Below are 24,541 nucleotides of genomic sequence, written 5' to 3'. Positions count from 1 at the left end.
AGTTCAATCTGTCCGCTTTTTCGAGCCTAGGGTGGATAACGGCAGAGCCTTCTTCACGCGTTATTCCAAGCTACCTCGCTTAAGATGTAGCAAATTTAGAGATAAGAAATATGGATGCGCCCGTTGCAACCCAGCATATGGCTATCCTGTAACCTGCTTGTAGTCTATATATTTTTATATCCCTGATGTATGCTGTTTTTAGTTTTTCAAAAGCTAGTTGCTTTTCAATTTCCTCTTTTGTTGAGGGTAGGCTGGATAGGTATTCTTCCAGCGAAACTTTGCTGATTACGGATTTTCTATTTAAAAAAGCGTCAGCAATTTGCAGGCTGAAGAGTCCGCCAGCATAGAATTGACTTTCTCCGGCTGTGCCGGATTTTATATGTCTTGCGGGGTTGCCTATGGCTGCCAATCCTAGGGTTATACATGCTATCGCAAGAATCCATAATGAAAAAAACAAAATCGAAAGTAGAATTCCTATCCAAGGAGGGTCAATGGTACATATCGAAGATATATGGGCCCAGGCTCGCCCAAGTAAGGAGAACGGAAGGACTAGAGCAGCAAGAAAAGCGCCAAGCTTAGTGTCAATGGCACGAATGGTGTTTTGGGTGTCGAGGATTGCCTCCTTCAGAAAATCAGAAGTGCTAACCATTTTTCTTGACCCACTCATTCATCGTGCTGTCCACGATGTTTCCGTGATAGCAGTTTCTTTGGTGGCTCCACGACAGGAGGCCCTTGTTGTGCTCGTTGAGATTGCTTTGAAAGCCACTCGAAATCATAACCTCCGCATCAGACCAACTGCGGTTGCCGTATGAGCACAACTCGGCTGCTTCACCAACAAGTTTTCCTAGCCAGACGGCTTCATTTATGCCGCTGCCTTTGTGTCCGGCCTTGATGAATAACGAGCTCCCATAAGAAAGGCCGATGCCGACATTTAATGTTGAATAGCCTTTCTTTTTATATTTTATGTTCAGCGTGTCTATGAGGGAGGCGGCCGTCGCAGCCACCGAAAATAGTTCGTCGATATCAGACTTTAAAGGAGTATCTGCGATACCCCAGACGCAGTCCCCTTCGATGGATATTTCGCTTATGGACGAATGGCTTCTAATTACCGCGACTAATTCTGAAATGTACGTTTTGTAGATCTTTGCAAGGGTAGGTCGCTTGTGCTTGGCGTTGAGATCCTTTGAGCCTCGCATGTCTACGAAGATTGCTGAGCAGTCAACATAATAGCCGTTATCGAACGTAAGCTTGTCTCTAGAAGGTATTGATTTGCTGTCTTTGTATTCGGAGTCTGAGCTGTTCAGGATTTCGTCTATGCGCTCTCTGCTTTTTGCATAATCGTAGGGGCTATATTTGGCTTCCATTTGCTCACGTCCATTTACCATTAGCGAAGGACAAGAAGCCCCAATGGGGCTTCTCGCTTCGCAATGCATGGTGCTTCCGGCTGATTAGCGTTTAAAGGTCATTTTGAATCAATCCCAGCTCAAAGCCCCACCAGTCTGATACTCAATAACCCGCGTCTCGAAGAAGTTCTTCTCCTTCTTCAAATCCATGATCTCGCTCATCCACGGGAACGGGTTGGTAGTACCTGGATACTCTTCCTTCAGCCCGATCTGCGTCAGACGACGGTTGGCGATGAACTTGAGGTAGTCCTCCATCATCGCGGCGTTCATGCCGAGCACGCCACGGGGCATGGTGTCGCGGGCGTATTCGATTTCCAGTTGGGTGCCCTGGAGGATCATCTGGGTCGCTTCGTCCTTCATCTCGGCGTCCCACAGATGCGGGTTCTCGATCTTGATCTGGTTGATCATGTCGATGCCGAAGTTCAGGTGCATGGACTCGTCGCGCAGGATGTACTGGAACTGCTCGGCGGTGCCGGTCATCTTGTTGCGGCGGCCCATGGAGAGGATCTGGGTGAAGCCGCAGTAGAAGAAGATGCCTTCGAGTACACAGTAGTAGGCGATGAGGTTGCGCAGGAACTGCTTGTCGGTATCCGGGGTGCCGGTCTGGAAGGTCGGGTCGGAGATGGAGCGGGTGTACTTGAGCCCCCAGCTGGCCTTTTTCGCGACGCTCGGGATCTCGTGGTACATGTTGAAGATCTCGCCTTCATCCATGCCCAGCGATTCGATGCAGTACTGGTAGGCGTGGGTGTGGATCGCCTCTTCGAAGGCCTGCCGCAGGATGTACTGGCGGCACTCGGGGTTGGTGATCAGGCGGTAGGTGGCCAGCACGAGGTTGTTGGCGACCAGGCTGTCGGCGGTGGAGAAGAAGCCGAGGTTGCGCTTGACGATGCGACGCTCGTCTTCGCTGAGGCCGTCCTTGCTCTTCCACAAGGCAATGTCGGCGTTCATGTTCACTTCCTGGGGCATCCAGTGGTTGGCGCAACCATCCAGATACTTCTGCCAGGCCCAGTCGTACTTGAAGGGTACGAGCTGGTTGAGGTCGGCGCGGGCGTTGATCATGCGCTTTTCATCGACGCGAACGCGGGCCGATTCGCCTTCCAGGTCGTGGAGGCCTTCCTGAACGTCTAGCTCGTCCAGCGCACGCTTGGCGCGGGCGATGGCATCGGAGTCACTGGCGGCAACGGCGCGGGCTTCTTCGACGGAGCCTGCGGCGTCCTGGTCGAGCTTGGCCGGTGTTTCGTTGCTGGCCGCAGTTGTTTTGGGGGCGGCCGGCGTGGCGACGCCCTGTGCGGTGGTGGTTTCTTCTTCGTTGAATTCGTCCCAGCTCAGCATGTGCGATAGCTCCTGATCGGGGACCGGGGCTTGGCCGGTCGGTATGTATGGGTTGCTTTTGGTTTGCACGCAAAAGCGGATGTTTGGTTTAGGGGAGGGTGGTGCCCTGCGCCCTTGGTTCTGTATTAGGTCGGGGTTTTGGGCCGGCCTTTTGTGTTGTCTGGTGGAGCGGCCCCTCACCCTAGCCCTCTCCCCGGAGGAGCGAGGGGACTGGTTTGAGGCGCGCCTCGGGTTATGCGTTAACTCAGATTGGGTGTTGGCGAGTAGTGGATCGCGAGCAATAACAAGGCGTCCCCGACTAGGCCTCCCCCTCGCTCCTAGAAAAGAGCAGCGCTTTTCAGTAGCAGCTCGGTGTGAGCGGTTTCCAGAGCGAGGTAGCGCTAGGCGCCTGGCGGGTCGGAGCCCCTGAGCGTACGCATGTACGTGATGGGGGCCGGCCTGCCCGACAACAACGCGCGGTCCGCTCTGGGACCGCGACTTTCGCACTACTTACTGGCAGGCTTCGCAATCCGGTTCATCAATGGCACACGCCTTTGGTACCGGTGCCGGACCTGCGGACATTTCCGGGGCTGGCGCGGCCTTTACCGGGGCCGCGCTGAAGCCGTCGCCATTACCGTTGGATACCGCGTTGAGCTTGCCGGTGTTGACGGTGGACTTCTCGGTGCTGGTCGCGGCTAGGGCACGGAGGTAGTAGGTGGTTTTCAGGCCACGGTACCAAGCCATGCGGTAGGTCACGTCCAGCTTCTTGCCCGAAGCGCCGGCGATGTAGAGGTTCAGCGACTGGGCCTGGTCGATCCACTTTTGGCGGCGGCTGGCGGCGTCGACGATCCACTTGGTTTCCACTTCGAAGGCGGTTGCGTAGAGGTCTTTCAATTCCTGCGGGATGCGCTCGATCTGCTGCACGGAACCGTCGTAGTACTTGAGGTCGTTGATCATGACCGCATCCCACAGGCCGCGCGCCTTGAGATCGCGCACCAGGTAGGGATTGATCACGGTGAATTCGCCCGAGAGGTTCGATTTCACGTACAGGTTCTGGTAGGTCGGCTCGATGGACTGCGACACGCCGGTGATGTTGGCGATGGTCGCGGTCGGTGCGATGGCCATGATGTTCGAGTTACGGATGCCGTTCTTGACGCGGGCACGGACCGGCGCCCAGTCCAGGGACTCGGTCAGGTCGACGTCGATGTACTTCTGGCCACGCGCTTCGATGAGGATCTGCTGCGAATCCAGCGGCAGCACGCCCTGGCTCCACAACGAACCCTGGAAGGTTTCGTAGGCGCCGCGCTCGTCGGCCAGGTCACAGGAGGCCTGGATAGCGTAGTAGCTGACCGCTTCCATGGACTTGTCGGCGAAGTCGATGGCGGCATCGGATCCGTACGGGATGTGCTGCAGGTACAGCGCGTCCTGGAAGCCCATGATGCCGAGGCCCACTGGGCGGTGCTTGAGGTTGGAGTTCTTGGCCTGCGGCACCGAGTAGTAGTTGATGTCGATGACGTTATCGAGCATGCGCACGGCGGTGCGCACGGTGCGCTCCAGCTTGGCGGTGTCCAGCTTGCCGTCGACGATGTGGCGCGGCAGGTTGATCGAGCCCAGGTTGCAGACGGCGATCTCGTCCTTGTTGGTGTTCAGCGTGATCTCGGTGCAGAGGTTGGAGCTGTGCACCACGCCGACGTGCTGCTGCGGGCTGCGCAGGTTGCACGGGTCCTTGAAGGTCAGCCATGGGTGGCCGGTTTCGAACAGCATGGAGAGCATCTTGCGCCACAGGTCTTTGGCCTGCAGGCTCTTGTAGTTCTTGATCTTGCCGTATTCGATCAGGGCTTCGTAATACTCGTAGCGCTCTTCGAAGGCCTTGCCGGTGAGGTCGTGCAGATCGGGTGTTTCGCTCGGCGAGAACAGGGTCCACTTGCCGTCGTCGAAGACGCGCTTCATGAACAGGTCCGGAATCCAGTTGGCGGTGTTCATGTCGTGGGTGCGGCGACGGTCGTCACCGGTGTTCTTGCGCAGCTCGAGGAATTCCTCGATGTCCAGGTGCCAGGTTTCCAGGTAGGCGCAGACCGCGCCCTTGCGCTTGCCGCCCTGGTTGACCGCCACGGCGGTGTCGTTGACCACTTTCAGGAAGGGCACGACGCCCTGGGATTTGCCGTTGGTGCCCTTGATGTAGGCACCGAGTGCGCGCACCGGGGTCCAGTCATTGCCCAGACCGCCGGCGAACTTGGAGAGCAGGGCGTTATCGCGGATGGCGTCGTAGATGCCGCCCAGATCGTCCGGCACGGTGGTCAGGTAGCACGAGGACAGCTGCGGACGCAGGGTGCCGGCGTTGAACAGCGTCGGCGTAGAGGCCATGTAGTCGAAGGACGACAGCAGGTTGTAGAACTCAATGGCGCGGGCTTCGCGGTTTTCTTCTTCGATGGCCAGGCCCATGGCGACGCGCATGAAGAAGATCTGCGGCAGCTCGAAGCGGACGTTGTCCTTGTGGATGAAGTAGCGGTCGTAGAGGGTCTGCAGGCCGAGGTAGGTGAACTGCTGATCCTGCTCGTGGTTGATCGCGGCGCCCAGCTTGGCCAGGTCGTATTCCTTCAGGCGCGGGTCGAGCAGTTCGAACTGCACGCCTTTTTCCACATAGGCCGGCAGCGCTTTGGCATACAGGTCAGCCATCTCGTGGTGGGTGGCAGATTCGGCGACTTCGAGGAAGGTCAGGGCCTCGGCGCGCAGGGTGTCCATCAGCAGGCGAGCGGTAACGTAGGAGTAGTTCGGCTCACGCTCGACCAGGGTGCGGGCAGTCATCACCAGGGCGGTGTTGACGTCGGTCTGCTCAACGCCGTCGTAGAGGTTCTTCAGGGTTTCTTTCTGAATCAGTGCACCATCAACTTCTTCGAGGCCTTCACAGGCTTCGGTGATGATGGTGTTCAGGCGACCCAGGTCCAGCGGCGCCAGGCTGCCGTCGGCACGCTTGATGCGGATGCTTGGGTGGGCTTCGACCGGCGCGTCGACTGCGCCACGCTTGCGCTCCTGGCTACGTGATTCGCGATAGATCACGTAGTCACGGGCGACTTTCTGCTCGCCGGCACGCATCAGGGCCAGTTCGACCTGGTCCTGGATTTCTTCGATATGGATGGTGCCACCGGAAGGCATGCGACGACGGAAGGTGGCGCTGACCTGCTCGGTCAGGCGCGCGACGGTGTCGTGAATGCGCGAAGAAGCGGCAGCGTTACCGCCTTCCACTGCGAGAAACGCCTTGGTGATGGCGACGGTGATCTTGTCGTCGGTGTAGGCGACGACAGTGCCGTTGCGCTTGATCACGCGCAGCTGGCCCGGGGCGGTAGCCGCCAGATCCGGTGCATCGGCTGACAGCGGGTTCTCGCGAGTGGATTGGTTCTGCATGGGGGCTCCGGATTCTATTTTTTAATCGCGTTCTGATTCTGTCTGCGCGGGCGTGGTCGCGCCCGGGCGTCTGTTGTTGCATGAGCCGTGCCCCGCATCGCAGGACATGACGGTGTCGCAAGGAATAGCCCTGACTCGGCCGCTATCGAGCTAAGTCGATGCCGGAAGGATAGTCAGGCTGAAAAAACTGTCAACACAATATGTTGTGTTTTGTTGTAGCTCCGAGCACAGCTGCTGGGTACGGGCTTGGAGTCACGTAGACGACTGTCGAATGCTTGCATTTATGCTTGACCCGAGGCTGCCGCCGGTGTTGCAGAGCGGTGAGAGGTGCGCTGTACGCTGGCCCCTTCGATAGGTGTCGATTGTGTTGCTTAGCGTGTGTAGGCCCAACATCTAGGGGCTACGGTGCGCAGGGGCGACAAGATAATGCTGGCTCAGGGCCAATGCAAGGCGCTCGGCTGGGATAACCTGTGGATAAGGTGTGTGCGGTTTGTGGGTGAAAGTGCGGCGCCCGGCCGCAGCCCGCATGGTTCCGGCGCTCGGCTGAGGGCCGACGAAATACGCGCCGTCGGGCATATTTTTATCGTGTGCACGGACACTACATCTTGTGTTTGCTGCTGCCCGCTTTTTGTGCATCGTTCGGGCCCAGGCGTTGGGTACAATGCGCGCTTGTTCGTTTGTGGTCGGACGGTTCGACAGGGGGCGGGGGATGGAGCAAGAGACGTGGCGGATTCTCATTGTCGAGGACGATCGACGGCTGGCTGAGCTGACGCAGGAATACCTGCAGGGCGATGGCGGCTTCGAGGTGTCGATCGAGTCGGACGGCGCCTGTGCTGTCGAGCGTATCGTCGAGGAGCGGCCGGATCTGGTAGTGCTCGACCTGATGCTGCCCGGCGAGGATGGGCTGTCCATCTGCCGGCGGGTGCGTGACCGCTACGATGGCCCGATCCTTATGCTCACTGCGCGCGCCGACGATCTGGATCAGGTTCTGGGGCTGGAAACCGGTGCGGACGACTATGTCTGCAAGCCGGTTCGCCCGCGTCTGCTGCTGGCGCGTATCCGTGCCTTGCTGCGTCGTCGCGATACGCCCGAAGCGCCTGGCAACGCCAAGCGGCTGCAATTCGGCCCACTGGTGATCGACAGCGCGTTGCGCGAAGCCTGGCTGCGCGGACAGCAGATCGAGCTGACCGGTGCCGAGTTCGATTTGCTCTGGCTACTGACCTCCAACCCGGGCCGCATCCTTTCCCGCGAAGAAATCTTCGCCGAGCTGCGCGGCATCGAGTACGACGGCCAGGACCGCTCCATCGATGTGCGCATTTCGCGTATCCGCCCGAAGATCGGCGATGACCCCGATCACCCTCGGCTGATCAAGACGGTGCGCGGCAAGGGCTATCTGTTCGTTTCCGAAGCTGCCGTGGCGATGGTGTAGCGCCGCCGCCCATGAATTCGATCTTCCTGCGCATCTATGGCGGCATGCTGGGGGTGCTGGTGCTGGTGGCGCTGCTCGGCGCTGGCGGTCTGCACCTGCTCAACCAGTTTCGCGCGGACGACCATCGCGAACGCCTGGCCAGCGGCACCTTCCGCCTGATGGCGCACAACATGAGCAGCATGACGCCCATCGAGCGGCGCCAGGCAGCGAACCTCTGGGGGCGGCTGCTGGGCATTCCGCTGCGGGTACGCACATTGGACGACGTGCGCTTGGAAGGCCGTCTGGAGGCGCGCTTGCTGCGTGGGCAGGTGCTGGTCGAGCAGATTCGTCCGCAGAGCACCACGGTGTTCAGCCTGGTCAGTGCGCGGGATCGGCTGGTGCTTACCGGGGAAGTCGAGCAGCTGAGCGAACAGCTGGCGCGTGCCACCATTTATCTATTGATCGACGAACTGATTCGTTATCCCGAAGCCGAGCAGCCGCAGCGGCTTGCCGAGCTGAAACAGGCGCGCGGTTTTGGCTTCGACCTGGAGCTGCTGACGCGCGACAGCGCCAACCTCGACGACGACCAGCGGCGGCGACTGGACGAGGGCGACACAGTGATGGCACTGGCGCGAGGCGGTGACGCCATTCGCGTGTTTGCAGCGATTGCCGGCACCGGCTGGATCATGCAGCTCGGCCCGCTGTATCAGATGAATCCCTATCCGCCGCAGTTGCTGCTGCTGATCGGCCTGCTTGGCCTGTCGCTGATCGGCCTGACGGTGTATCTGCTGGTGCGTCAGCTGGAACAGCGATTGAGCGCGCTGGAAAGCGCCGCGACCCGTATCGCCGCGGGCAATCTGGAAACCCGCGTGCCTGACGTCGGCACCGATTCGGTCGGGCGCCTGGCTACGGCCTTCAATGGCATGGCCAGGCACCTGCAACGCTTGCTGGCAGTACAGCGCGAGATGGTCAGTGCCGTCGCCCATGAACTGCGCACGCCGGTAGCGCGCCTGCGTTTCGGCCTGGAAATGACCGCCGAGGCGCAGACCGACGAGGCGCGCCGCAAATACCTGCAAGGCATGGACGGCGACATCGACGATCTCGATGCGCTGGTCGACGAGATGCTGGTGTATTCACGGCTGGAGCGCGGTTCGCCGACCTTGCATTTCCAGCAGGTCGACATGGGGGCGCTGGTCGATCAGGTGATCGGTGAATTGGCGCCGCTACGCGCGGACGTCAGCGTTGCTCGGGGAGAATGCATCGTGGCAGCCGATGGCAGTGCCTGGGCGGATGCTGAACCGCAGTACCTGCGTCGCGCCCTGAGCAACCTGATCAACAATGCCATGCGGCATGCCGAGAGCCGGGTGCGCGTCAGCTTCGCTATCGATGGGCAAATGGTGCGGCTGGACGTGGACGATGACGGCCCTGGTGTGCCGGAAGCAGATTGGGAAAAGGTCTTTACCCCGTTCCTGCGCCTGGACGACAGCCGCACCCGCGCCTCCGGTGGGCACGGGCTGGGCCTGTCCATCGTGCGGCGAATCATCTATTGGCACGGCGGCCGCTCGCAGTTGGGGCACAGCGACCTGGGCGGCGCACGCTTCAGCCTGGCTTGGCCGCGCCAGCACTCGAACTGAGCGCCACACCGTAGGGTGGGCTTCAGCCCACCGGTACCCGTCGGTGAGGGCTTCCTGGTGGGCTAAAGCCCACCCTACGGGTATGTGCACGCTTCCAGTTGTGCGGGTGTGGCAAGCACCCTGGCGTGAACGCTGATGTGGTGGGGGTAGGAACCAAGCGTAGGGTGGGCTTCAGCCCACCGGTACACATTGGTGAGGGCTCGCTGGTGGGCTAAAGCCCACCCTACGTGAGATGGAAGAACTAGCGGGGCCGAATCAGCGAATTCGGCCATCTTGCAGTTCCAGTTCCTCCTTGGCGAAGTCGTCTACGTCGATGACTTTCCGTCGTGCCAATTCCGCTACTCGCAGTTGCGCGGCTTCGGCGGCGTCGATGGCGCCAGTTGCGAGGGCTGTATCGATCGGGCTTTCGCCTGGGATCGGTTTCACTGTGCCAGCTTTGAGCGCTTTGGCGAGCTTCTTCGCCGCGCCCTGGCTGGCGGCGATAGCTTCGAAGGCATGCTTCAACGCGCCAAGAGGCTGCTCTGGATCATGCGGGCGGTACATGCCGTTGAGAATGCTCTCCATGGCCGGATCGCCTTCGGGCCGGCCGAGCAGGGCGGCGACCTCGGCGTCCAGTACATCGGACGGCCCCTTGTGGCGTGCACCAAACGGGAACACCAGGGCATGCAGCAGATGGCCGAGGATGCGGTTGGGGAAGTTGGCCAGCACGTCCTGCAGGGCGGATTCGGCCTTTTCCAGGCAATCCTCCAGCGCCCAGCGCAGCAGCGGTTCCTGTTCGGTCGGATGGCCGAGGTCATGGAATTGCTTGAGCGCTGCGGAGGCGAGGTAGAGATGGCTGAGCACGTCACCGAGGCGCGCGGAAAGCCGCTCGCGACGCTTGAGCTCGCCTCCAAGCAGCATCATCGACAGATCGGCCAGCATGGCAAATGCCGCCGCGATGCGGTTGAGCGAACGGAAGTAGGGCTGCGTAACCTTGTTCCCGGGCACGCGCCCCATCAGGCCGAAACTCAGGCCCAGCAGCAGGGTGCTGGCGGTATTGCTGACGGCGAAGCCGATGTGTTGCATCAACAGGCTGTCGAATTTCTTCACCGCGGCGTCGCGATCGGGTTCGTGTACCAACTCCATCTCACGTAGCACGAATGGATGGCAGCGGATTGCGCCCTGGCCGAAGATCATCAGGTTGCGCGAAAGGATGTTCGCGCCTTCGACGGTGATGGAAATTGGCGCCGACAGCCACAGTCGACCGAGATAGTTGTTTGGTCCGAGGATAATGCCCTTGCCACCGTGGATATCCATGGTGTCGGTGATGCAGGCACGGCCGCGCTCGGTGAGGTGGTATTTGAGAATCGCCGACAGCACCGAAGGCTTCTCGCCAAGATCGACGGCGTTGGCAGTCAGAATACGCGCCGCATCCATCAGCCAGGCGTTGCCGCCGATGCGCGCCAGCGGCTCCTGAATGCCTTCGAAGGCCGCCAGCGGGACATTGAACTGCTCGCGGACCTGCGCATATCGGCCGCCGACATAGCTGCACACCTTGGCCGCACTGGTACCGGTCGCCGGCAAGGAGATGGAGCGGCCGACCGATAGGCAGTTCATCAGCATCATCCAGCCTTTGCCGATCATGTCGCGGCCGCCAATGATGGCCTCCAGCGGCACGAAGACGTCCTTGCCCCAGTTCGGCCCGTTCATAAAAGCGGCGCCGAGAGGCAGGTGACGGCGCCCGATGTCCACACCGGGGGTGTCGGTGGGAATCAGCGCCAGGCTGATGCCGAGTTCTTCCTCATCGCCCAGCAGGTGATCCGGGTCGTAAGTCTTGAAGGCCACACCAAGTAGCGTCGCGACCGGGCCGAGCGTGATGTAGCGCTTCTCCCAGTTCAGGCGCAGGCCGAGCACTTCCTCACCCTGCCACTGGCCGCGGCAGATCACGCCGCTGTCGTTCATCGCGCCTGCGTCGGAGCCCGCATAAGGGCCGGTAAGGGCGAAGCAGGGGATGTCCGTGCCGTTGGCCAGGCGCGGCAGGTAATGATTGCGCTGCTCGTCGGTGCCGTAGTGCATCAGTAGCTCGGCCGGGCCGAGAGAGTTTGGAACCATGACGGTGCTGGCCAGATCACCGCTGCGGGTGGCCAGCTTCATCACGATCTGCGAGTGGGCGTAGGCGGAAAAGCCCTTGCCGCCATATTCCTTGGGAATGATCAGGGCGAAGAAGCCTTCGGCCTTGATGTAGTCCCAGGCAGCTGGGGGCAGGTCCATGCGCTGGGCGATGTCCCATTCGCTGACCAGGGCGCAGAGGGTTTCAGTCGGGCCGTCGACGAAGGCCTGCTCTTCTTCGGTCAGACGTGCCCGCGGATAGCCGAGCAGCGTGTCCCAGTTCGGGCGGCCGCTGAACAGTTCGCCGTCCCACCACACTGTGCCCGCATCGATGGCGTCGCGCTCGGTGGCCGAAATCGGTGGCAGCACCTTCTTGAACCAGTCGAACATCGGGCCGCTGAAATACTTCAAGCGCACGTCGGCAACCAGCAGCGGCACGGCAATGGCGAGCAGCGCGAGCCAGAGCAGGAACACCACTACACCGGCCGTGTCGGCAGCGGTCATGAAGATCAGGTAGGTGGCGACGATCACCAGGGCCGGCACTGGCGACACGCGCAAGTGGGCAAGTACGGCGATGCCGAGCAGTAGGACCAGTAACCAGAGCAGCGTCATGAGTCTTATCCTTTTAGATTCGAACAGCTTCCATCGTCAGCATAGGCGCTCGCGCCGCTACAGCGAAGGGACGAGGTGTAGCCGCGGGTTGCGGCGACACCGGGATGGGTCAAGCGCGTGGCTGGGCGCCGCGGGATTGGCTTTCGGTGTCCCCAGCGTTCTGGTTGGCGGCGGGTTTGTCCTGCGGTACGCCCGCCACGCTGATTTCCGGCAGGCTGCCGCCGATGAACTCCACGCTGCGGGTCGGGAAGGCGAACTGCACGCCCATTTCGCGAATGCCCTCAAGCAGTGCGAGGTTGATTTCCTGCTGGGTATCCATGTACCGGTTGTAGTCCGAGACCTGCATGATGTAGACGACTTCGAAGGTCAGCTGGCTGTCGTCGAAGCCGAGGAAATGCGCGCGGTCGAACTTGGCTATCTCGATGCCATCGATGATTCGCTTCATCAGCGCTGCCACGTCTTTTACCTTTTCGGTCGGCGTGTTGTAGGTGATGCCGAACTTGAAAACGATCCGTCGGGTGTTCATGCGCTTGTAGTTGTGCACGATCTGCCGCAGGAGGTCCGCGTTGGCGATCACCACCTGTTCGCCGCTGAGGGCACGGATGCGAGTGGTCTTCAGGCCGATGTGCTCGATATTGCCGGCCACTTCGCCGAAGACCACGAAGTCGCCGATCTCGAAGGGCTTGTCTACACCGATGGATAGCGAGGCGAAGATGTCGCTGAGCAGCGTCTGCACCGCCAGCGCGATGGCGATACCGCCGACGCCGAGGCTGGCGATCATGGCGGTGATGTCGACGCCCAGATTGGCGAGGATCGACAGCAGCATCATGGTCCAGACCACGATACGGATCATGATGCCGATAATGGTGGTAGTGACCGGATTGCGAGCCTTGCCATCGCGGGTCAGGCTTTCCATCCACAGGCGCACACCGGTATCCATCCACAGCGCGAACTGGAACGCCAAGGCGATGAACCAGCCATGGGACATCGTCGATTCCCAGCGCGGCGACAGTTCCACCGTCTTGAGGGCGATGAGCAGGGAAAAGGCCAGAATCAGCAGGTTGCTGGTGCGTGAAAGCAGTTCGGCGGCGATCCCGAGGAACTTGGTTTTCGCCCCCACTGCAAGCTTGCTCAGGCGCCGGGTCACGATTCCGAGGATGGTGCGCAGGATCAGAAAGCTGGCGACGGTGATGCCCAGTACGATCGCCAGGTTGATCCAGAATGTCTCGTTTAGCAGGGCGTCCCAGTTCATCCATTTCCTCCGGCAAGGGTGCGCTTGATGCGGCGGACCACGTTTTTCAGTGGTCCGTGCTGCGCATAAGTTCCCTTGTCGGCGGTCGGGTGGGGCAGGTGTGGCGCGTTCGGGGACAGCCGATGGCGTCAGTCGCGCGGCAGCGTCGTGACGAGATCATCGTAAGCGCCGGCGTTGATGACCTGGCTGTAGCCAAGCTTGCCGAGGACGTCCTGAGCGGCCGACGAGCGCCTGCCGCTGCGGCAGTAGAGCACCACCGGCGTGTCTTTATCGGGCACCAGCTGGTGGATCTGCTCGGCAAGGTCCGGCGTCTCGATGCGGACCGCCCCTGGCAATGCGCCGTCTGCAAACTCCTCCACGGTCCTCACATCGATCAGTACGGTACCGGGTCGTTTCAGCATCTCAAGCGCAGCGGCTTGATTGATCTCGCCAGCCATAGCCTGAAGGCTGAGGGTGAGCACTAAAAAAAGAATGGCTGCGCGCATTGGAGGCCTCGGAGCGCACCGGCGCGCTCAGCTGAATATACGGGTCAAATTGGGCAGGATCAGAATCACTGCCGTGGCGATGACGATCAGGGTCGCCTGCCGAAATTTCTTCTGCTTAAGCATGACATGGCCTTTTATTCTTGTGTGTAGCGGATTAGCGCCTTGCCGGGAGGCGCAGACGGTACGGTGCCCTTGGCCCGCGAATCGAGCGGGTAGAAGACGTACCGGACGTTCGCCCAGATACAAAAAAGTAAGCAAGTTCCACACCAGCGAATCAGTGGCTCAATGAAGCTGCGATGCAATTTTGGTTGTCTTCCGTGGGTAACTCAATTGGAGGACAACCGATGAACAAGTCGAAGCTATCGCTGATATTGCTGCTCACGGCCGTTTCGACGGCCGCGCTCGCTCAGCAGGAGGACATGACGCTGCAGCAGGAGCGCGACAAGATGGGCGCTGACTTGGAAGACAATCGCCAACAGATCGGTCGAGATATCAACCGTATCCGTGAACCTGGCGCCACGCAGAACGACGCGCAGGGCATTAATCGAGGTGGCGTGCAGAGCGATGCCAACAACCCCCGGCCCAACGTTCCCGGAACTGCGAACCCGCCTGCGGGAACCGGTCTGCCGAGCGCTCAGGACAATGTTCAACAGCCGAATCGTCGCCTGGAAATGACTCCGGCTCCGGGTACCACGCAGCCGCAATCGACTCCGGGTGGTGCCAATGGAAACGCCAATCAGGGTGGCGTCACGCCACCGGGTGGAATCGGAACAGGTAGCGGTAACGACGCTGGTGGCGCGAACAGTGGAGGTGCAGCTACTGGCGGTGCGACGGGTGGCGCTGCGGGTCAGCGTTAAGTCGGCCGGATCGCCCGTTTGCCAGCGCTAGTCCAGTCGTTCGAGGCTGGCGGGGTCTGCTTGACCGTCGAAGAAGGCCTGCAGTGCTTGTTCGAATAGCGCCGGTTCCGAGGCGGTGCGAGCGAATAGGGTCATGCAGGAATGAAATTTCAGGTCGTCCGGACTCCCAAGAATTTGCCGTGCACTACCGCTGCAATGTTCGAGCATCGCCTGGGTACAGGTCCGCAGGCGAGGCCCGAGGATCGGATGCTGCAGATAAGCAATCGCCTCCTCACGCCCTGAAATAGCGTAGCGCTGCGCCATGGCGCTACGGCCAAGGCCCTGCAGCTGCGGAAAGATGAACCACATCCAGTGCGTGCGTTTGCTGCCGCTTCGCAGCTCTTCGAGCGCCTGTTGGTAATGGTCCTGCTGCGCATCGACAAAGCGCTGCAGATTATGAAGGTCGGCCATGAGGTACGCCCAGGCGGGGAGAAACAAGCAATCTGCTACAGCTTGGCCAAGCCAACAACCGCTGGCGGACGTAAGGGCGCACTGCGCACGCCCACTCACCGATGGTTCGGACGGGCTCTGGCAGGCGATGGCCCTTTTTGCTGGCGCCGTGGCGCGGCGATAGAGCTGAAATCAAACGGGGCGCGGCGGAGTCCGCCGGCGTCTCGATGGAGCCTCGCGCGGCAGTCGCCAGCTCGCACGTCCTACGTTCGACGGCCCTGGTGCTAGCGATAGAGGCTTTGTCAAACGTTGGGCTGCAGCGACAGCCTGGCCGCAGTCACCGTTGCCATATTTTTTCACCACGTGTCTGGCCTGAGCGGAATGACGGTGTAGAATCCGCGCCCCCAAAAATCAGGAGGCAATAAGGTGGTGATTCATTACTCCCCAGTCGATGGGAATGTCGCATGTGGACGTGCGGGATCGAGCTTGACCAGCTCCCGGGACGCCAGTCAGGTTTCTTGCAAGCTCTGTCTTCGCAGCGTTGAGAAGGAGACAGATGAGCCCGTGCGCAAGACGCCAACCCTTGCCGAGTTAAGGGCGGCGGCAAAAGCGGCAGCGGCCCCGAAGATCAGCGTGGAGGCTGCGAAGTCGACCCTGCGCCTGTCACCAAGCGCCGAATGGCAAAAGCGTCTCGAGCAGCTGCCAGGGCGAAATCGCCTTCCACGCGGCGTCTCCCGGCAAGCGTTCATCTAACCGTGGGGCGCTAGGGAGGCGTTTCTCCGCGGGAGCAGCACGCTTAGAGAATGCTCAGTTTTGGCCAGGTCTCGATCCAATTCTTCGAAGCGATGCGATCCAGATAGGCTTGTCGTTTCTCGCTTTGAAAATGCGCTGTAGGCCGGACGATCAGGTTGAAAAGATCGTCCAGCCCAAGTGGCGCTGCCACCTCGATCTCCCCATCCATTCTTAGCCGCACCCCGACCGCCGTGGCCGTCTCGGGCCAATGCGCCATCGCGTCCGTCGCCGACTTGTACGGTTGATCACCGTTGCGAAGGTGCATGCGCGCCTGGTTTTTCACTGACCAGTCGAGCAAGCCGTCCGAACGCCTCAGGCTCGCCTCGATCTCGGTATCCGCGGCTTGATCGGCCAGTTGCGCCTCGAACCAGATGACGTCGATGTCGGACAGCTGGGCGAAGCCGGTGCGTTGGTGAAGGTGATGCCAAACCGCACTGCGCACGAACCCGGCCGCTACCCAGCAGTCTGGTAAACCGAGCGCCTTCACGTGATGAAGAATTCGCATCCTTATCGGATCTGCAGCGATGATGGATCGCAACTGAGCAAGTTTTTGCATGAAGCGGCGAGGTCCGTCTGACGAGGGGGCTCAGTCGGCTGTGTTCTGTGGCCCGACCAGCGCCCCAAAACGACGAAGCCCCTGAAAGTCTTACGACTTCAGGGGCTTGCGTGATTTGCTATATGGCGGTGAGGAAGGGATTCGAACCCTTGATACGATTTCTCGTATACACACTTTCCAGGCGTGCTCCTTCAACCGCTCGGACACCTCACCGGATCGACGGAGGTTCATGTCCGTCGAGGCGCGCTAATGTAATCGAACGCACTGCCTTTGGCAAAAACTTTTTTAGCTTATTCATGCGCTTAACAAATTCGTCTCGCTCAGGTGACAGGCTGCACGTTCCGCTAGACTGCTGGTGCAACTCAGGCCAAAGCCTGGGGTATTTTGAAAGGAAGCCGAGGGAGTTCACTCGTTCCATGAAACTGACACGCAAGTCAGGCAAGCATACCGATACCTTGTTGGTGCCAACCCGTCGCCGGGTCTCTGTCGCCAACCTGGAATTGGGTATGTACGTCTGCGAGCTGGATCGGCCATGGAACGAAACCAACTTCGCATTCCAGGGGTTTCCGCTATTAACGCCCGGTGATGTGCTCAGGGTTCGCAGCTGTTGCGTATATGTGTACGTAGACGACACGCGGCGAGTCCGCCTGAAGCACGGCGCCTCGGTTGCGGCCGGCGCACCGCGTATGCGCAAACCGCAGGAGCGGCGATATCATGCGCTCTCGATCGAAGTGGACGAGGCGCGCGCAGCCTACCTGGATGGCACTCAGCTTATCGAGCAGGTGCTTGCCGACGTGCAGCATGGCCGGGTGATCGACACCCGAGCGTGCCATGGAGCGGTCAGGCGTAATCTTGAAAGTATGTTGCGCAACGAGAGCGCGATGCTCTGGCTGATTCGGCTGAAGAAAAAGGATCTCTATACCAGCCTGCACTGCCTATCCGTTTCGATCATGGCGATGGGGTTCGGCAACCATCTCGGCTTGCTGGACGACAAGCTGCAGCTGCTGGGGATGGCTGGCCTGCTGCACGACGTAGGCAAGATGCGTGTCGATCCTGAGATCCTCAACAAGCCCGGCAAGCTGACGCCACAGGAATTCGAGGTGATAAAGCGGCATCCGGTCTTCGGCCTGGAAGCACTGCGGGCACAGCCCGGAATTCCGGAGGCGGTGCTGCATGCCGCTTACGGCCACCACGAGCGGCTCGATGGTACCGGCTATCCGTTGGGCTCGGGGCCGGCACAAATTTCTTACATGACGCGCATCATCACCATCGTCGATGCGTTCGACGCCATCACCAGCCATCGGGCCTACGACTGTGCCCGGCCGGTGCAGTCGGCCTTCGAGATTCTGCGCAGTGGCAGTGGCAGACAGTTTGACGAAGATCTGGTGCGCGAATTCATCCGTTGGCTAGGAGCCTTCCCGGTCGGCACGTTGGTTGAGCTGCACACCGGCGAAGTGGCTGTGGTCGTGGAAAAGCACCAGCAGTTCCAGCTGCGGCCCCGCGTCGTGGTCCTGCGCGATGCCGCAAAGGAGCGCTGTGCCGCTCGCTATCTAGACCTGGCTCAGGTCACGGTGGACGAGGAGGGCACGCCCTATCGCATTTCCATCGGCTTGCCGGACGGCTCCTTCGGGTTGCATATCGCCGACCCGGAACTGCAATCCATCCTCCATCCAGAGACGCTGGCTGACTTCGAGCAGGACAACACCTAAGCGCCTGTAACGCGATTCTCGCCTCATTCCGAGCGCTCAAGCGTGACCGGTCGGTCGGTCATCGTGCTTTACCTGAACCGGAGCGCTGGGTAACGTCTGCCCACTTCAAAACAAGGAATCTCGTCATGAGTGAGCTGGTCTCTTACCAATTCGAAGACGGCGTCGCCACGCTGACGCTGTGCAATGGCAAGGTCAATGCGCTCTCGCCTGCGGTGTTCGAGGCGCTCAATGCCGCGCTGGATCGCGCCGAGCAAGACCGTGCCATCGTGATTCTCACCGGGCAACCGGGTATTCTCTCTGGCGGTTATGACCTCAAGGTAATGACTTCGAGTCCAGAGAACGCCATGACGTTGGTCGCCACCGGCTCGACCTTCGCGCGGCGGATGCTGGCGCACCCGTTCCCGATCATTGTTGCCTGTCCGGGCCATGCGGTCGCCAAGGGCGCCTTCCTACTGCTGTCGGCGGACTACCGCATTGGTGTCGAAGGGCCATTCCATATCGGCCTCAATGAGGTGCAGATCGGCATGACCATGCACCATGCCGGCATCGAGTTGGCGCGCGACCGTCTGCGCAAGTCGGCTTTCCACCGTTCGGTGATCAACGGCGAAATGTTCGATCCGGCTGGCGCGGTGGATGCTGGCTTCCTCGACAAGGTAGTGCCGACCGGTGAGCTGCTGGCAGTCGCCAGGGCTGCGGCCAAGCAGTTGAAGAAGATCAACATGGTGGCGCACAAGAACACCAAGCTGAAAGTGCGCAAGGCGCTGCTTGAAACTCTCGACGAGGCGATCGCGCTGGACCAGCAGCACTTCGGCTGATTCAGCGGCCGGCCACCCAAGAGAATTTGTTTTCGAGTGCGCACTAGGGCTGGCCCTGCGTTTACACTGCGCGAGTGACGCCCCGCCGACGGCGGGGCGTTTTCATTTCTCATTCAGTGTCGCCTCGCAGGAGAGCCCCGATGTCCGCCTCGCACACCCCGGTAGAACGTGCCGATTTCGACCAGGTCATTGTTCCCACCTTCGCCCCAGCAGCCTTCGTACCGGTACGTGGCCTGGGTTCGCGAGTATGGGATCAGAGCGGGCGAGAACTGGTGGATTTCTCTGGCGGCATCGCGGTCAACGCGCTGGGTCATGCACACCCGGCTATGGTCGCGGCGCTGACTGAGCAGGCTGGCAAGCTCTGGCACATCTCCAACATCTATACCAACGAGCCGGCACTGCGCCTGGCGAAGAAGCTGGTCGCGGCGACCTTCGCCGACCGCGCGTTCTTCTGCAACTCCGGCGCCGAAGCCAACGAGGCGGCATTCAAGCTGGCCCGTCGTTACGCCCATGACGTCTACGGCCCGCAGAAATTCGAAATCATTTCCGCGCTCAACAGCTTCCACGGCCGCACCCTGTTCACCGTCACGGTGGGCGGGCAGCCGAAGTACTCCGACGGTTTCGGGCCGAAGATCGAAGGCATTACCCATGTGCCTTACAACGACCTCGAGGCGCTTAAGGCGGCAATTTCTGACAAGACCTGCGCGGTGGTGCTGGAGCCGATCCAGGGCGAGAGTGGCATCCTGCCGGGCGATCAGGCCTATCTGGAAGGCGCGCGCCAGCTGTGCAACGAGCACAACGCGCTGCTGATCTTCGATGAGGTGCAGACCGGCCTTGGTCGTACCGGCGAGCTGTTCGCCTACATGCATTACGGTGTCACGCCGGACATCCTGACCAACGCCAAGAGTCTGGGCGGCGGTTTCCCCATCGGCGCGATGCTGACCACCAACGAAATCGCCGCGCACCTGAGTGTCGGCACCCACGGCACCACCTATGGCGGTAATCCGCTGGCCTGCGCGGTTGCCGAGACGGTGCTGGATATCGTTAACACGCCGGAAGTGCTCGAAGGCGTCAAGGCGCGGCACGAGCGTTTCAAGGCCCGACTCATGCAGATCGGCGAGCGCTATGGTGTGTTCAGCCTGGTGCGGGGTCGCGGCCTGCTGATCGGCTGCGTGCTGAGCGATGCCTGGAAGGGCAAGGCCGGTGCCTTCTGTGCTGCTGCTGAGAAGCAAGCGCTGATGGTGCTGCAGGCTGGCCCTGACGTGGTGCGGCTGGCGCCGAGCCTGGTGATCGACCAAGCTGATATCGACGAAGGGCTGGATCGTCTCGAGCGCGCCATCGCGACGCTGACCCAGGCCTGATCATTTCCCAAGTGCGGCGCTGCGGGCGCCGCGCGTTCTACTAGCGAGAGCAATTCAATGAGCGATAGCCTGCAACTGGTTCTGGAAGATGTCGACGGAACCCAACTGGAAACGTCTTGCACCCGTTTTGCCGTGATCTGGCAGGGCCGCGAGATCTGGATTCAGCAGGTCGGCAACGGTCAGCTGATGATCGGTGTAGACGTAGAGGACGGTGACACCGAATACGCCAATCTGGTGCTGCGCCCGCTGGCCACCAATCTGGTCAGCCTGCAGCTGGAAATGGAACCGGTCGAGGCCGATGACGACGAGCACGTCCACGGCCCTGACTGTAACCACTGACGGCTTCCCGGCATGCTCGCCCTCGGCAAGCTGCTGGAATTGACCCTCGCCGGGCGCGAGCCCTGCGAGAAGGTCCAGCTCACCTCACGAGGGGTGAAGCTGCACTGGCTGGCCGATGGCGCACTTCTGGTGTCTCCGCCAGTCGCGCAGGATCAAGGCCTGGACCTGCTGCTCTCGGCAGGCATTCACGGCAACGAGCTCATCCCCATACATGTTCTGGATCGTCTGGTCCGCGCCCTTGCGCGGGGCGACGTGCAGCCGCGTGCGCGACTGTTGCTGCTGTTCGCCAACCCTGCGGCGATGCGCCGAATGGCGCGGCAGGTCGAGCACGATCTGAATCGCCTGTTTCGCGGCGAACATGCAGACCTGTGGGGTGGCGAAGCCATTCGGGCGGCGGAGCTGGAAGCGCTGGTCGGCGGCTTCTTCAGCGGGGCAGGGCGCCAGCGTCGCCATTTTGATCTGCACTCGGCGATGCGTCCGTCGCGCCTGGCCCAGTTCGTCATCTGCCCATGGCGAGAGGATGAGCAGATCTCGCCCGAGGCGCTGGTTCGCCTTCGGAGCCTGGCGATTGAGGGCGTTCTACTGCAGCGCCAGGCCACGTCGACCTTCAGCGCGATGACCACCACGCGGCACGGTGCCGAGGCGTTCACGCTGGAGCTTGCCGAAAGCCCAGGCGAGGTACTGCACCCGGCAGTGGCGCAATTCGAGCAGGGCCTGACTGCGATGATTGAGGGGCGCAAGGCGCCAATCGTCGCGCAAACATTGCCGCAGCTGCTGCATATTTCTCGGGAAGTCATCAAGCACAGCCCGCAGTTTCGCTTGTGCGTGCCGGCCAATATCGAGAATTTCGCGCCGCTGCCGCTCGGCAGCGTGCTGGCAGAGGATGACGGGGTTCGCTGGGTCATCGACGAGCCGGGCGCGTGCATCCTGTTTCCCATGGCTGACGTCGCCGAAGGGCAGCGTGCCGCATTGATCGTCGTGCCGCTGGAGCAGCCTGAAGGGGAGCGTTGAGGCATTAGCTCCGGAAACGGGCGGTTGCAATTGGCGGCATGCGCCCTTATCTAGCTTCACTCCCCCTGCGTTGTGTGCACTTCTTATGAGTACTGCTCTATCCATTCGGCAGTTGACCAAGACCTACGGAAACGGCTTCCAGGCCCTCAAGGGCATCGACCTGGACGTCGCCGAAGGCGACTTCTTCGCCTTGCTCGGCCCCAACGGTGCCGGCAAGTCCACCACCATCGGCATCCTTTCGACCCTGGTGAATAAAAGCGGTGGCACGGTCAACGTGTTCGGCCACGACCTTGATCGCGACCCGTCCCGGCTCAAGCGCTGCCTGGGCGTGGTCCCGCAGGAATTCAATTTCAACCAGTTCGAGAAGGCCTTCGACATCCTGGTCACCCAGGCCGGTTACTACGGCATCCCGGCAAAGATCGCCAAGGAACGGGCCGAGCGTTATCTCAACCAGCTGGGCCTGTGGGACAAGCGTGACGTGTCCTCGCGGATGCTCTCTGGCGGGATGAAGCGCCGCCTGATGATCGCCCGAGCGCTGATTCATCAGCCGCGGCTGTTGATCCTCGACGAGCCAACGGCGGGTGTGGACATCGAGCTGCGCCGCTCCATGTGGTCGTTCCTCACCGAACTCAACCGAGAAGGCATCACCATCATCCTCACCACGCACTATCTGGAGGAGGCCGAACAGCTGTGCCGCAACATCGGCATCATCGACCGCGGTCAGATCGTCAAGAACACCAGCATGCGCGAGCTGCTCACGCAGCTGCATGTGGAAACCTTTCTGCTCGATCTCAAGGAGTCGCAGCTGGTGGCGCCTGAGCTGGGCAATTATCCGTCGCGGCTGGTCGACCATCACACCCTCGAGGTGCAGGTGGAGAAAAGCCAGGGCGTGACCGAGCTGTTTCGCTTGCTGGGCGCCCAGGGTATCGAGGTGCTGAGCCTGCGTAACAAGACCAACCGACTGGAGGAGCTGTTCGTGTCGCTGGTGGAGAACAACCTGAAGGTGAAGTCATGAGCGGCGAGCTGCGTCCCAACCTGGTCGCGCTGCAGACCATCGTCCAGCGCGAGATCCGTCGCTATACCCGCATCTGGCCGCAGACGCTGCTCCCCCCGGCGATCACCATGGTGCTGTATTTCGTCATCTTCGGCAGCCTGATCGGCGCGCGGATCGGCGACATGGGCGGCTTCAGCTACATGGATTACATCGTGCCGGGGCTGATCATGATGTCGGTGATCACCAACTCGTACAGTAACGTGGTGTCGAGCTTTTTCAGCACCAAGTTTCAGCGCTCTATCGAGGAGTTGCTGGTTTCGCCGGTGTCGCCACATGTGATCGTCATCGGTTTTGCCCTTGGCGGCATCACTCGCGGGCTGGCAGTCGCGGTGATAGTCACGCTGCTGTCGATGTTCTTCACCGACCTACAGGTGCACCATCTGGGCGTGACCGTGCTGGTCATCACCCTGACCGCGAGCATTTTCGCGCTGGGCGGCTTCATCAACGCGGTGTTTGCGCGCAACTTCGATGACATCTCGATCATTCCAACCTTCGTGCTGACGCCGCTGACGTACCTGGGCGGGGTGTTCTATTCCATCAACCTGTTGTCGCCGTTCTGGCAGACGCTATCGCTGGCCAACCCGGTGCTGCACATGGTCAACGCCTTCCGTTACGGCATCCTTGGCGTCTCCGATATTCGCATCGGCGTGGCGATCAGTTTCATGCTGGTGGCAGTGGTCGCGCTCTATCTGGTGTCGGTTGGCCTGCTCAAGAGTGGCCGGGGTATGCGGCAGTAGGCGCACTCCATTCGGCCGCCGCGCCGATGCCGCTGAAAAGAACGCCGCGAAGCGCTAAACTTCGCGGCGTTTTCGTTCAGGTTCTCTTCCCATGCAGCATCCCGCCGAACACTCCCCGCTGGGCAAATCCAGCGCCTACGTTGCAACCTACAGCCCACATCTGCTGTTCCCGATTCCGCGTGCGCCGAAGTGGGCCGAGCTCGGCCTTACCGCCGCGACGCTGCCTTACCAGGGCGTGGACCTGTGGAATTGCTACGAGCTTTCCTGGTTGCTGCCTTCCGGCAAGCCGGTGGTGGCGATCGGTGAATTCGAGATTCCGGCGGACTCGCCGAACATCATCGAATCGAAGTCGTTCAAGCTCTATCTCAACTCGCTGAACCAGTCGGTTTTCGAGTCGCGTGAGGCGCTGCTCGAGGTGATGAGCAGCGATCTTTCCGCGGCTGCCGGCAAGCCGGTGAAGGTGCGGCTGCGTACGCTGGATGAAGTCGCAGCAGAGGGTGTTGCGGGGCTTCCAGGTCGCTGCATCGACGATCTGGATGTTGTTATCGAGCACTACGATCATCCGCAACCGGAGCTGTTGGTCTGCGATGCAGAGCGTGTGGTAGAGGAGGCCCTGCATAGCCACTTGCTCAAATCCAATTGCCCGGTGACTGGTCAGCCGGACTGGGGCAGCGTGGTGGTCGAGTACCGCGGCGCGGCGTTGCAGGCGGAGAGTCTGTTGGCGTATCTGGTGAGCTTTCGACAGCATGCCGACTTTCACGAGCAATGCGTGGAACGCATCTTCCTCGATCTTCAGCGTCTGCTGCAGCCCGAGAAATTGACGGTCTATGCGCGCTACGTGCGCCGCGGCGGCTTGGATATCAATCCGTACCGCAGCAGCGAAGCGCTTGTCGTGGACAATCGCCGTCTGGTGCGTCAATGACGCAACGGGTCGCCGCCGCGGCGCGACCCGTTAACAGTTTTAGATGCCCATATTGGCCAGGGTCTGCATGATGTTGCGCAGTGTCATGGCCATGTTCGGGTGGCTGACTTCGAAGCGCTCTACCGCCAGGTTGACACCATCTACCAGCGAGTCGTTGTAGTCGCTGGAGCCCTGAGCCGCCAGGCGCGCCTCGATATCCTGGGCGATCGCGTGCAGCGAAGCGCGCTCCTCGTCGGTCAGCGGCGTATCCTGGGCCAGTTGATTACGCAGTTCTTCGAGCTGCGACTGCAGATCATGTTCCGGCATTTTGCTTCCCTCTCATGGGTTTACTGACGACTTGGTAAAAGCCTTGATAACCGAAGGT

At 60.8% G+C, this 24,541-nt stretch carries 22 protein-coding genes and 1 tRNA gene; 12 read left to right on the top strand and 11 right to left on the bottom strand.

Annotated features, from left to right (window positions below; translation table 11 throughout):
• Positions 1–79: 79 nt before the first annotated feature.
• The 4 genes from SM130_RS14200 to SM130_RS14185 form a co-directional block, all read right to left on the bottom strand.
• Positions 80–667 (bottom strand): hypothetical protein, encoded by a 588-nt coding sequence (locus SM130_RS14200; RefSeq protein WP_146029741.1) that lies wholly within the window; start codon positions 665–667, stop codon positions 80–82.
• Positions 642–1,364: an adenylate/guanylate cyclase domain-containing protein gene (locus SM130_RS14195; RefSeq protein ID WP_102825376.1), complete on the bottom strand. Its 723-nt coding sequence runs from the start codon at positions 1,362–1,364 to the stop codon at positions 642–644. Before SM130_RS14195 ends, SM130_RS14200 begins: the two co-directional genes overlap by 26 nt.
• Positions 1,365–1,472: 108 nt before the next feature.
• Entirely contained in the window at positions 1,473–2,735 is a 1,263-nt protein-coding gene (locus tag SM130_RS14190) for a ribonucleotide-diphosphate reductase subunit beta (protein ID WP_102825377.1), read from the bottom strand.
• 489 nt (positions 2,736–3,224) lie between these two features.
• Positions 3,225–6,116 carry a ribonucleoside-diphosphate reductase subunit alpha gene (locus tag SM130_RS14185; RefSeq protein WP_102825378.1) on the bottom strand — a complete coding sequence of 964 codons (2,892 nt, stop codon included), beginning with the start codon at positions 6,114–6,116 and terminating at the stop codon, positions 3,225–3,227.
• A gap of 709 nt (positions 6,117–6,825) precedes the next feature.
• On the opposite strand from SM130_RS14185, the gene SM130_RS14180 reads away from it, so the two are divergent.
• Together SM130_RS14180 and SM130_RS14175 are read left to right on the top strand one after the other, a co-directional pair.
• Positions 6,826–7,545, top strand: coding sequence for a winged helix-turn-helix domain-containing protein (locus SM130_RS14180; RefSeq protein ID WP_102825379.1), 720 nt, complete (start codon positions 6,826–6,828; stop codon positions 7,543–7,545).
• An 11-nt stretch (positions 7,546–7,556) separates the two neighbouring features.
• Positions 7,557–9,158 (top strand): ATP-binding protein, encoded by a 1,602-nt coding sequence (locus tag SM130_RS14175; RefSeq protein ID WP_102825380.1) that lies wholly within the window; start codon positions 7,557–7,559, stop codon positions 9,156–9,158.
• Between the two features lie 255 nt (positions 9,159–9,413).
• On the opposite strand, the gene SM130_RS14170 is transcribed toward SM130_RS14175, so the two are convergent.
• The 3 genes from SM130_RS14170 to SM130_RS14160 form a co-directional block, all read right to left on the bottom strand.
• Entirely contained in the window at positions 9,414–11,858 is a 2,445-nt protein-coding gene (locus tag SM130_RS14170; protein WP_102825381.1) for an acyl-CoA dehydrogenase, read from the bottom strand.
• Positions 11,859–11,967: 109 nt separating this feature from the next.
• Positions 11,968–13,110 carry a mechanosensitive ion channel family protein gene (locus tag SM130_RS14165; protein ID WP_102825382.1) on the bottom strand — a complete coding sequence of 381 codons (1,143 nt, stop codon included), beginning with the start codon at positions 13,108–13,110 and terminating at the stop codon, positions 11,968–11,970.
• 128 nt (positions 13,111–13,238) lie between these two features.
• Positions 13,239–13,595 carry a rhodanese-like domain-containing protein gene (locus SM130_RS14160; protein WP_102825383.1) on the bottom strand — a complete coding sequence of 119 codons (357 nt, stop codon included), beginning with the start codon at positions 13,593–13,595 and terminating at the stop codon, positions 13,239–13,241.
• Positions 13,596–13,939: 344 nt separating this feature from the next.
• Here SM130_RS14160 and SM130_RS14155 point away from each other — a divergent pair, with 344 nt between their 5' ends.
• On the top strand, positions 13,940–14,452 hold the full coding sequence (locus tag SM130_RS14155; protein ID WP_102825384.1) for a hypothetical protein: 513 nt from the start codon (positions 13,940–13,942) through the stop codon (positions 14,450–14,452).
• Between the two features lie 27 nt (positions 14,453–14,479).
• On the opposite strand, the gene SM130_RS14150 is transcribed toward SM130_RS14155, so the two are convergent.
• Positions 14,480–14,902: a DUF1810 domain-containing protein gene (locus tag SM130_RS14150; RefSeq protein WP_102825385.1), complete on the bottom strand. Its 423-nt coding sequence runs from the start codon at positions 14,900–14,902 to the stop codon at positions 14,480–14,482.
• A gap of 405 nt (positions 14,903–15,307) precedes the next feature.
• Between SM130_RS14150 and SM130_RS14145 the strand changes: the two genes are divergently transcribed.
• Positions 15,308–15,634 (top strand): hypothetical protein, encoded by a 327-nt coding sequence (locus SM130_RS14145; protein ID WP_102825386.1) that lies wholly within the window; start codon positions 15,308–15,310, stop codon positions 15,632–15,634.
• A 43-nt stretch (positions 15,635–15,677) separates the two neighbouring features.
• Here the strand turns inward: SM130_RS14145 and SM130_RS14140 are convergent, their stop codons facing one another.
• Positions 15,678–16,229, bottom strand: coding sequence for a nucleotidyltransferase family protein (locus SM130_RS14140; protein WP_102825387.1), 552 nt, complete (start codon positions 16,227–16,229; stop codon positions 15,678–15,680).
• Between the two features lie 123 nt (positions 16,230–16,352).
• Positions 16,353–16,442: transfer RNA gene (locus SM130_RS14135), tRNA-Ser, on the bottom strand.
• A gap of 203 nt (positions 16,443–16,645) precedes the next feature.
• On the opposite strand from SM130_RS14135, the gene SM130_RS14130 reads away from it, so the two are divergent.
• The 8 genes from SM130_RS14130 to queF all read left to right on the top strand — a co-directional run bounded on the left by SM130_RS14130 (position 16,646) and on the right by queF (position 24,177).
• Positions 16,646–17,938, top strand: coding sequence for an HD-GYP domain-containing protein (locus tag SM130_RS14130; protein WP_102825388.1), 1,293 nt, complete (start codon positions 16,646–16,648; stop codon positions 17,936–17,938).
• Between the two features lie 125 nt (positions 17,939–18,063).
• Positions 18,064–18,753, top strand: a complete 690-nt coding sequence (locus SM130_RS14125; RefSeq protein WP_102825389.1) for a crotonase/enoyl-CoA hydratase family protein — start codon at positions 18,064–18,066, stop codon at positions 18,751–18,753.
• 140 nt (positions 18,754–18,893) lie between these two features.
• The gene (locus SM130_RS14120) at positions 18,894–20,114 is read left to right on the top strand and encodes an aspartate aminotransferase family protein (protein WP_102825390.1); all 1,221 of its coding nucleotides are present in this window, start codon (positions 18,894–18,896) and stop codon (positions 20,112–20,114) included.
• A gap of 57 nt (positions 20,115–20,171) precedes the next feature.
• Positions 20,172–20,453: a topoisomerase II gene (locus SM130_RS14115; protein ID WP_102825391.1), complete on the top strand. Its 282-nt coding sequence runs from the start codon at positions 20,172–20,174 to the stop codon at positions 20,451–20,453.
• A gap of 12 nt (positions 20,454–20,465) precedes the next feature.
• Positions 20,466–21,464 (top strand): succinylglutamate desuccinylase, encoded by a 999-nt coding sequence (locus tag SM130_RS14110; protein ID WP_102825392.1) that lies wholly within the window; start codon positions 20,466–20,468, stop codon positions 21,462–21,464.
• A gap of 85 nt (positions 21,465–21,549) precedes the next feature.
• On the top strand, positions 21,550–22,479 hold the full coding sequence (locus tag SM130_RS14105; RefSeq protein WP_102825393.1) for an ABC transporter ATP-binding protein: 930 nt from the start codon (positions 21,550–21,552) through the stop codon (positions 22,477–22,479).
• A complete protein-coding gene (locus SM130_RS14100; RefSeq protein WP_102825394.1) occupies positions 22,476–23,255 on the top strand; it encodes an ABC transporter permease in 780 nt (259 codons plus the stop codon). Before SM130_RS14105 ends, SM130_RS14100 begins: the two co-directional genes overlap by 4 nt.
• Positions 23,256–23,346: 91 nt before the next feature.
• Entirely contained in the window at positions 23,347–24,177 is an 831-nt protein-coding gene (queF, locus tag SM130_RS14095; RefSeq protein WP_102825395.1) for an NADPH-dependent 7-cyano-7-deazaguanine reductase QueF, read from the top strand.
• A gap of 39 nt (positions 24,178–24,216) precedes the next feature.
• Here queF and SM130_RS14090 read toward each other — a convergent pair whose 3' ends face one another.
• Positions 24,217–24,483, bottom strand: coding sequence for a DUF4404 family protein (locus SM130_RS14090; RefSeq protein ID WP_102825396.1), 267 nt, complete (start codon positions 24,481–24,483; stop codon positions 24,217–24,219).
• Positions 24,484–24,541: the final 58 nt, after the last annotated feature.

This window comes from Stutzerimonas stutzeri (genome assembly GCF_038561965.1).
GTDB classification, from domain to species: Bacteria; Pseudomonadota; Gammaproteobacteria; order Pseudomonadales; family Pseudomonadaceae; genus Stutzerimonas; species Stutzerimonas stutzeri_AA.
Note: the sequence above shows the minus strand (reverse complement) of the source record. Positions and strands in the feature narration are given on the sequence as shown.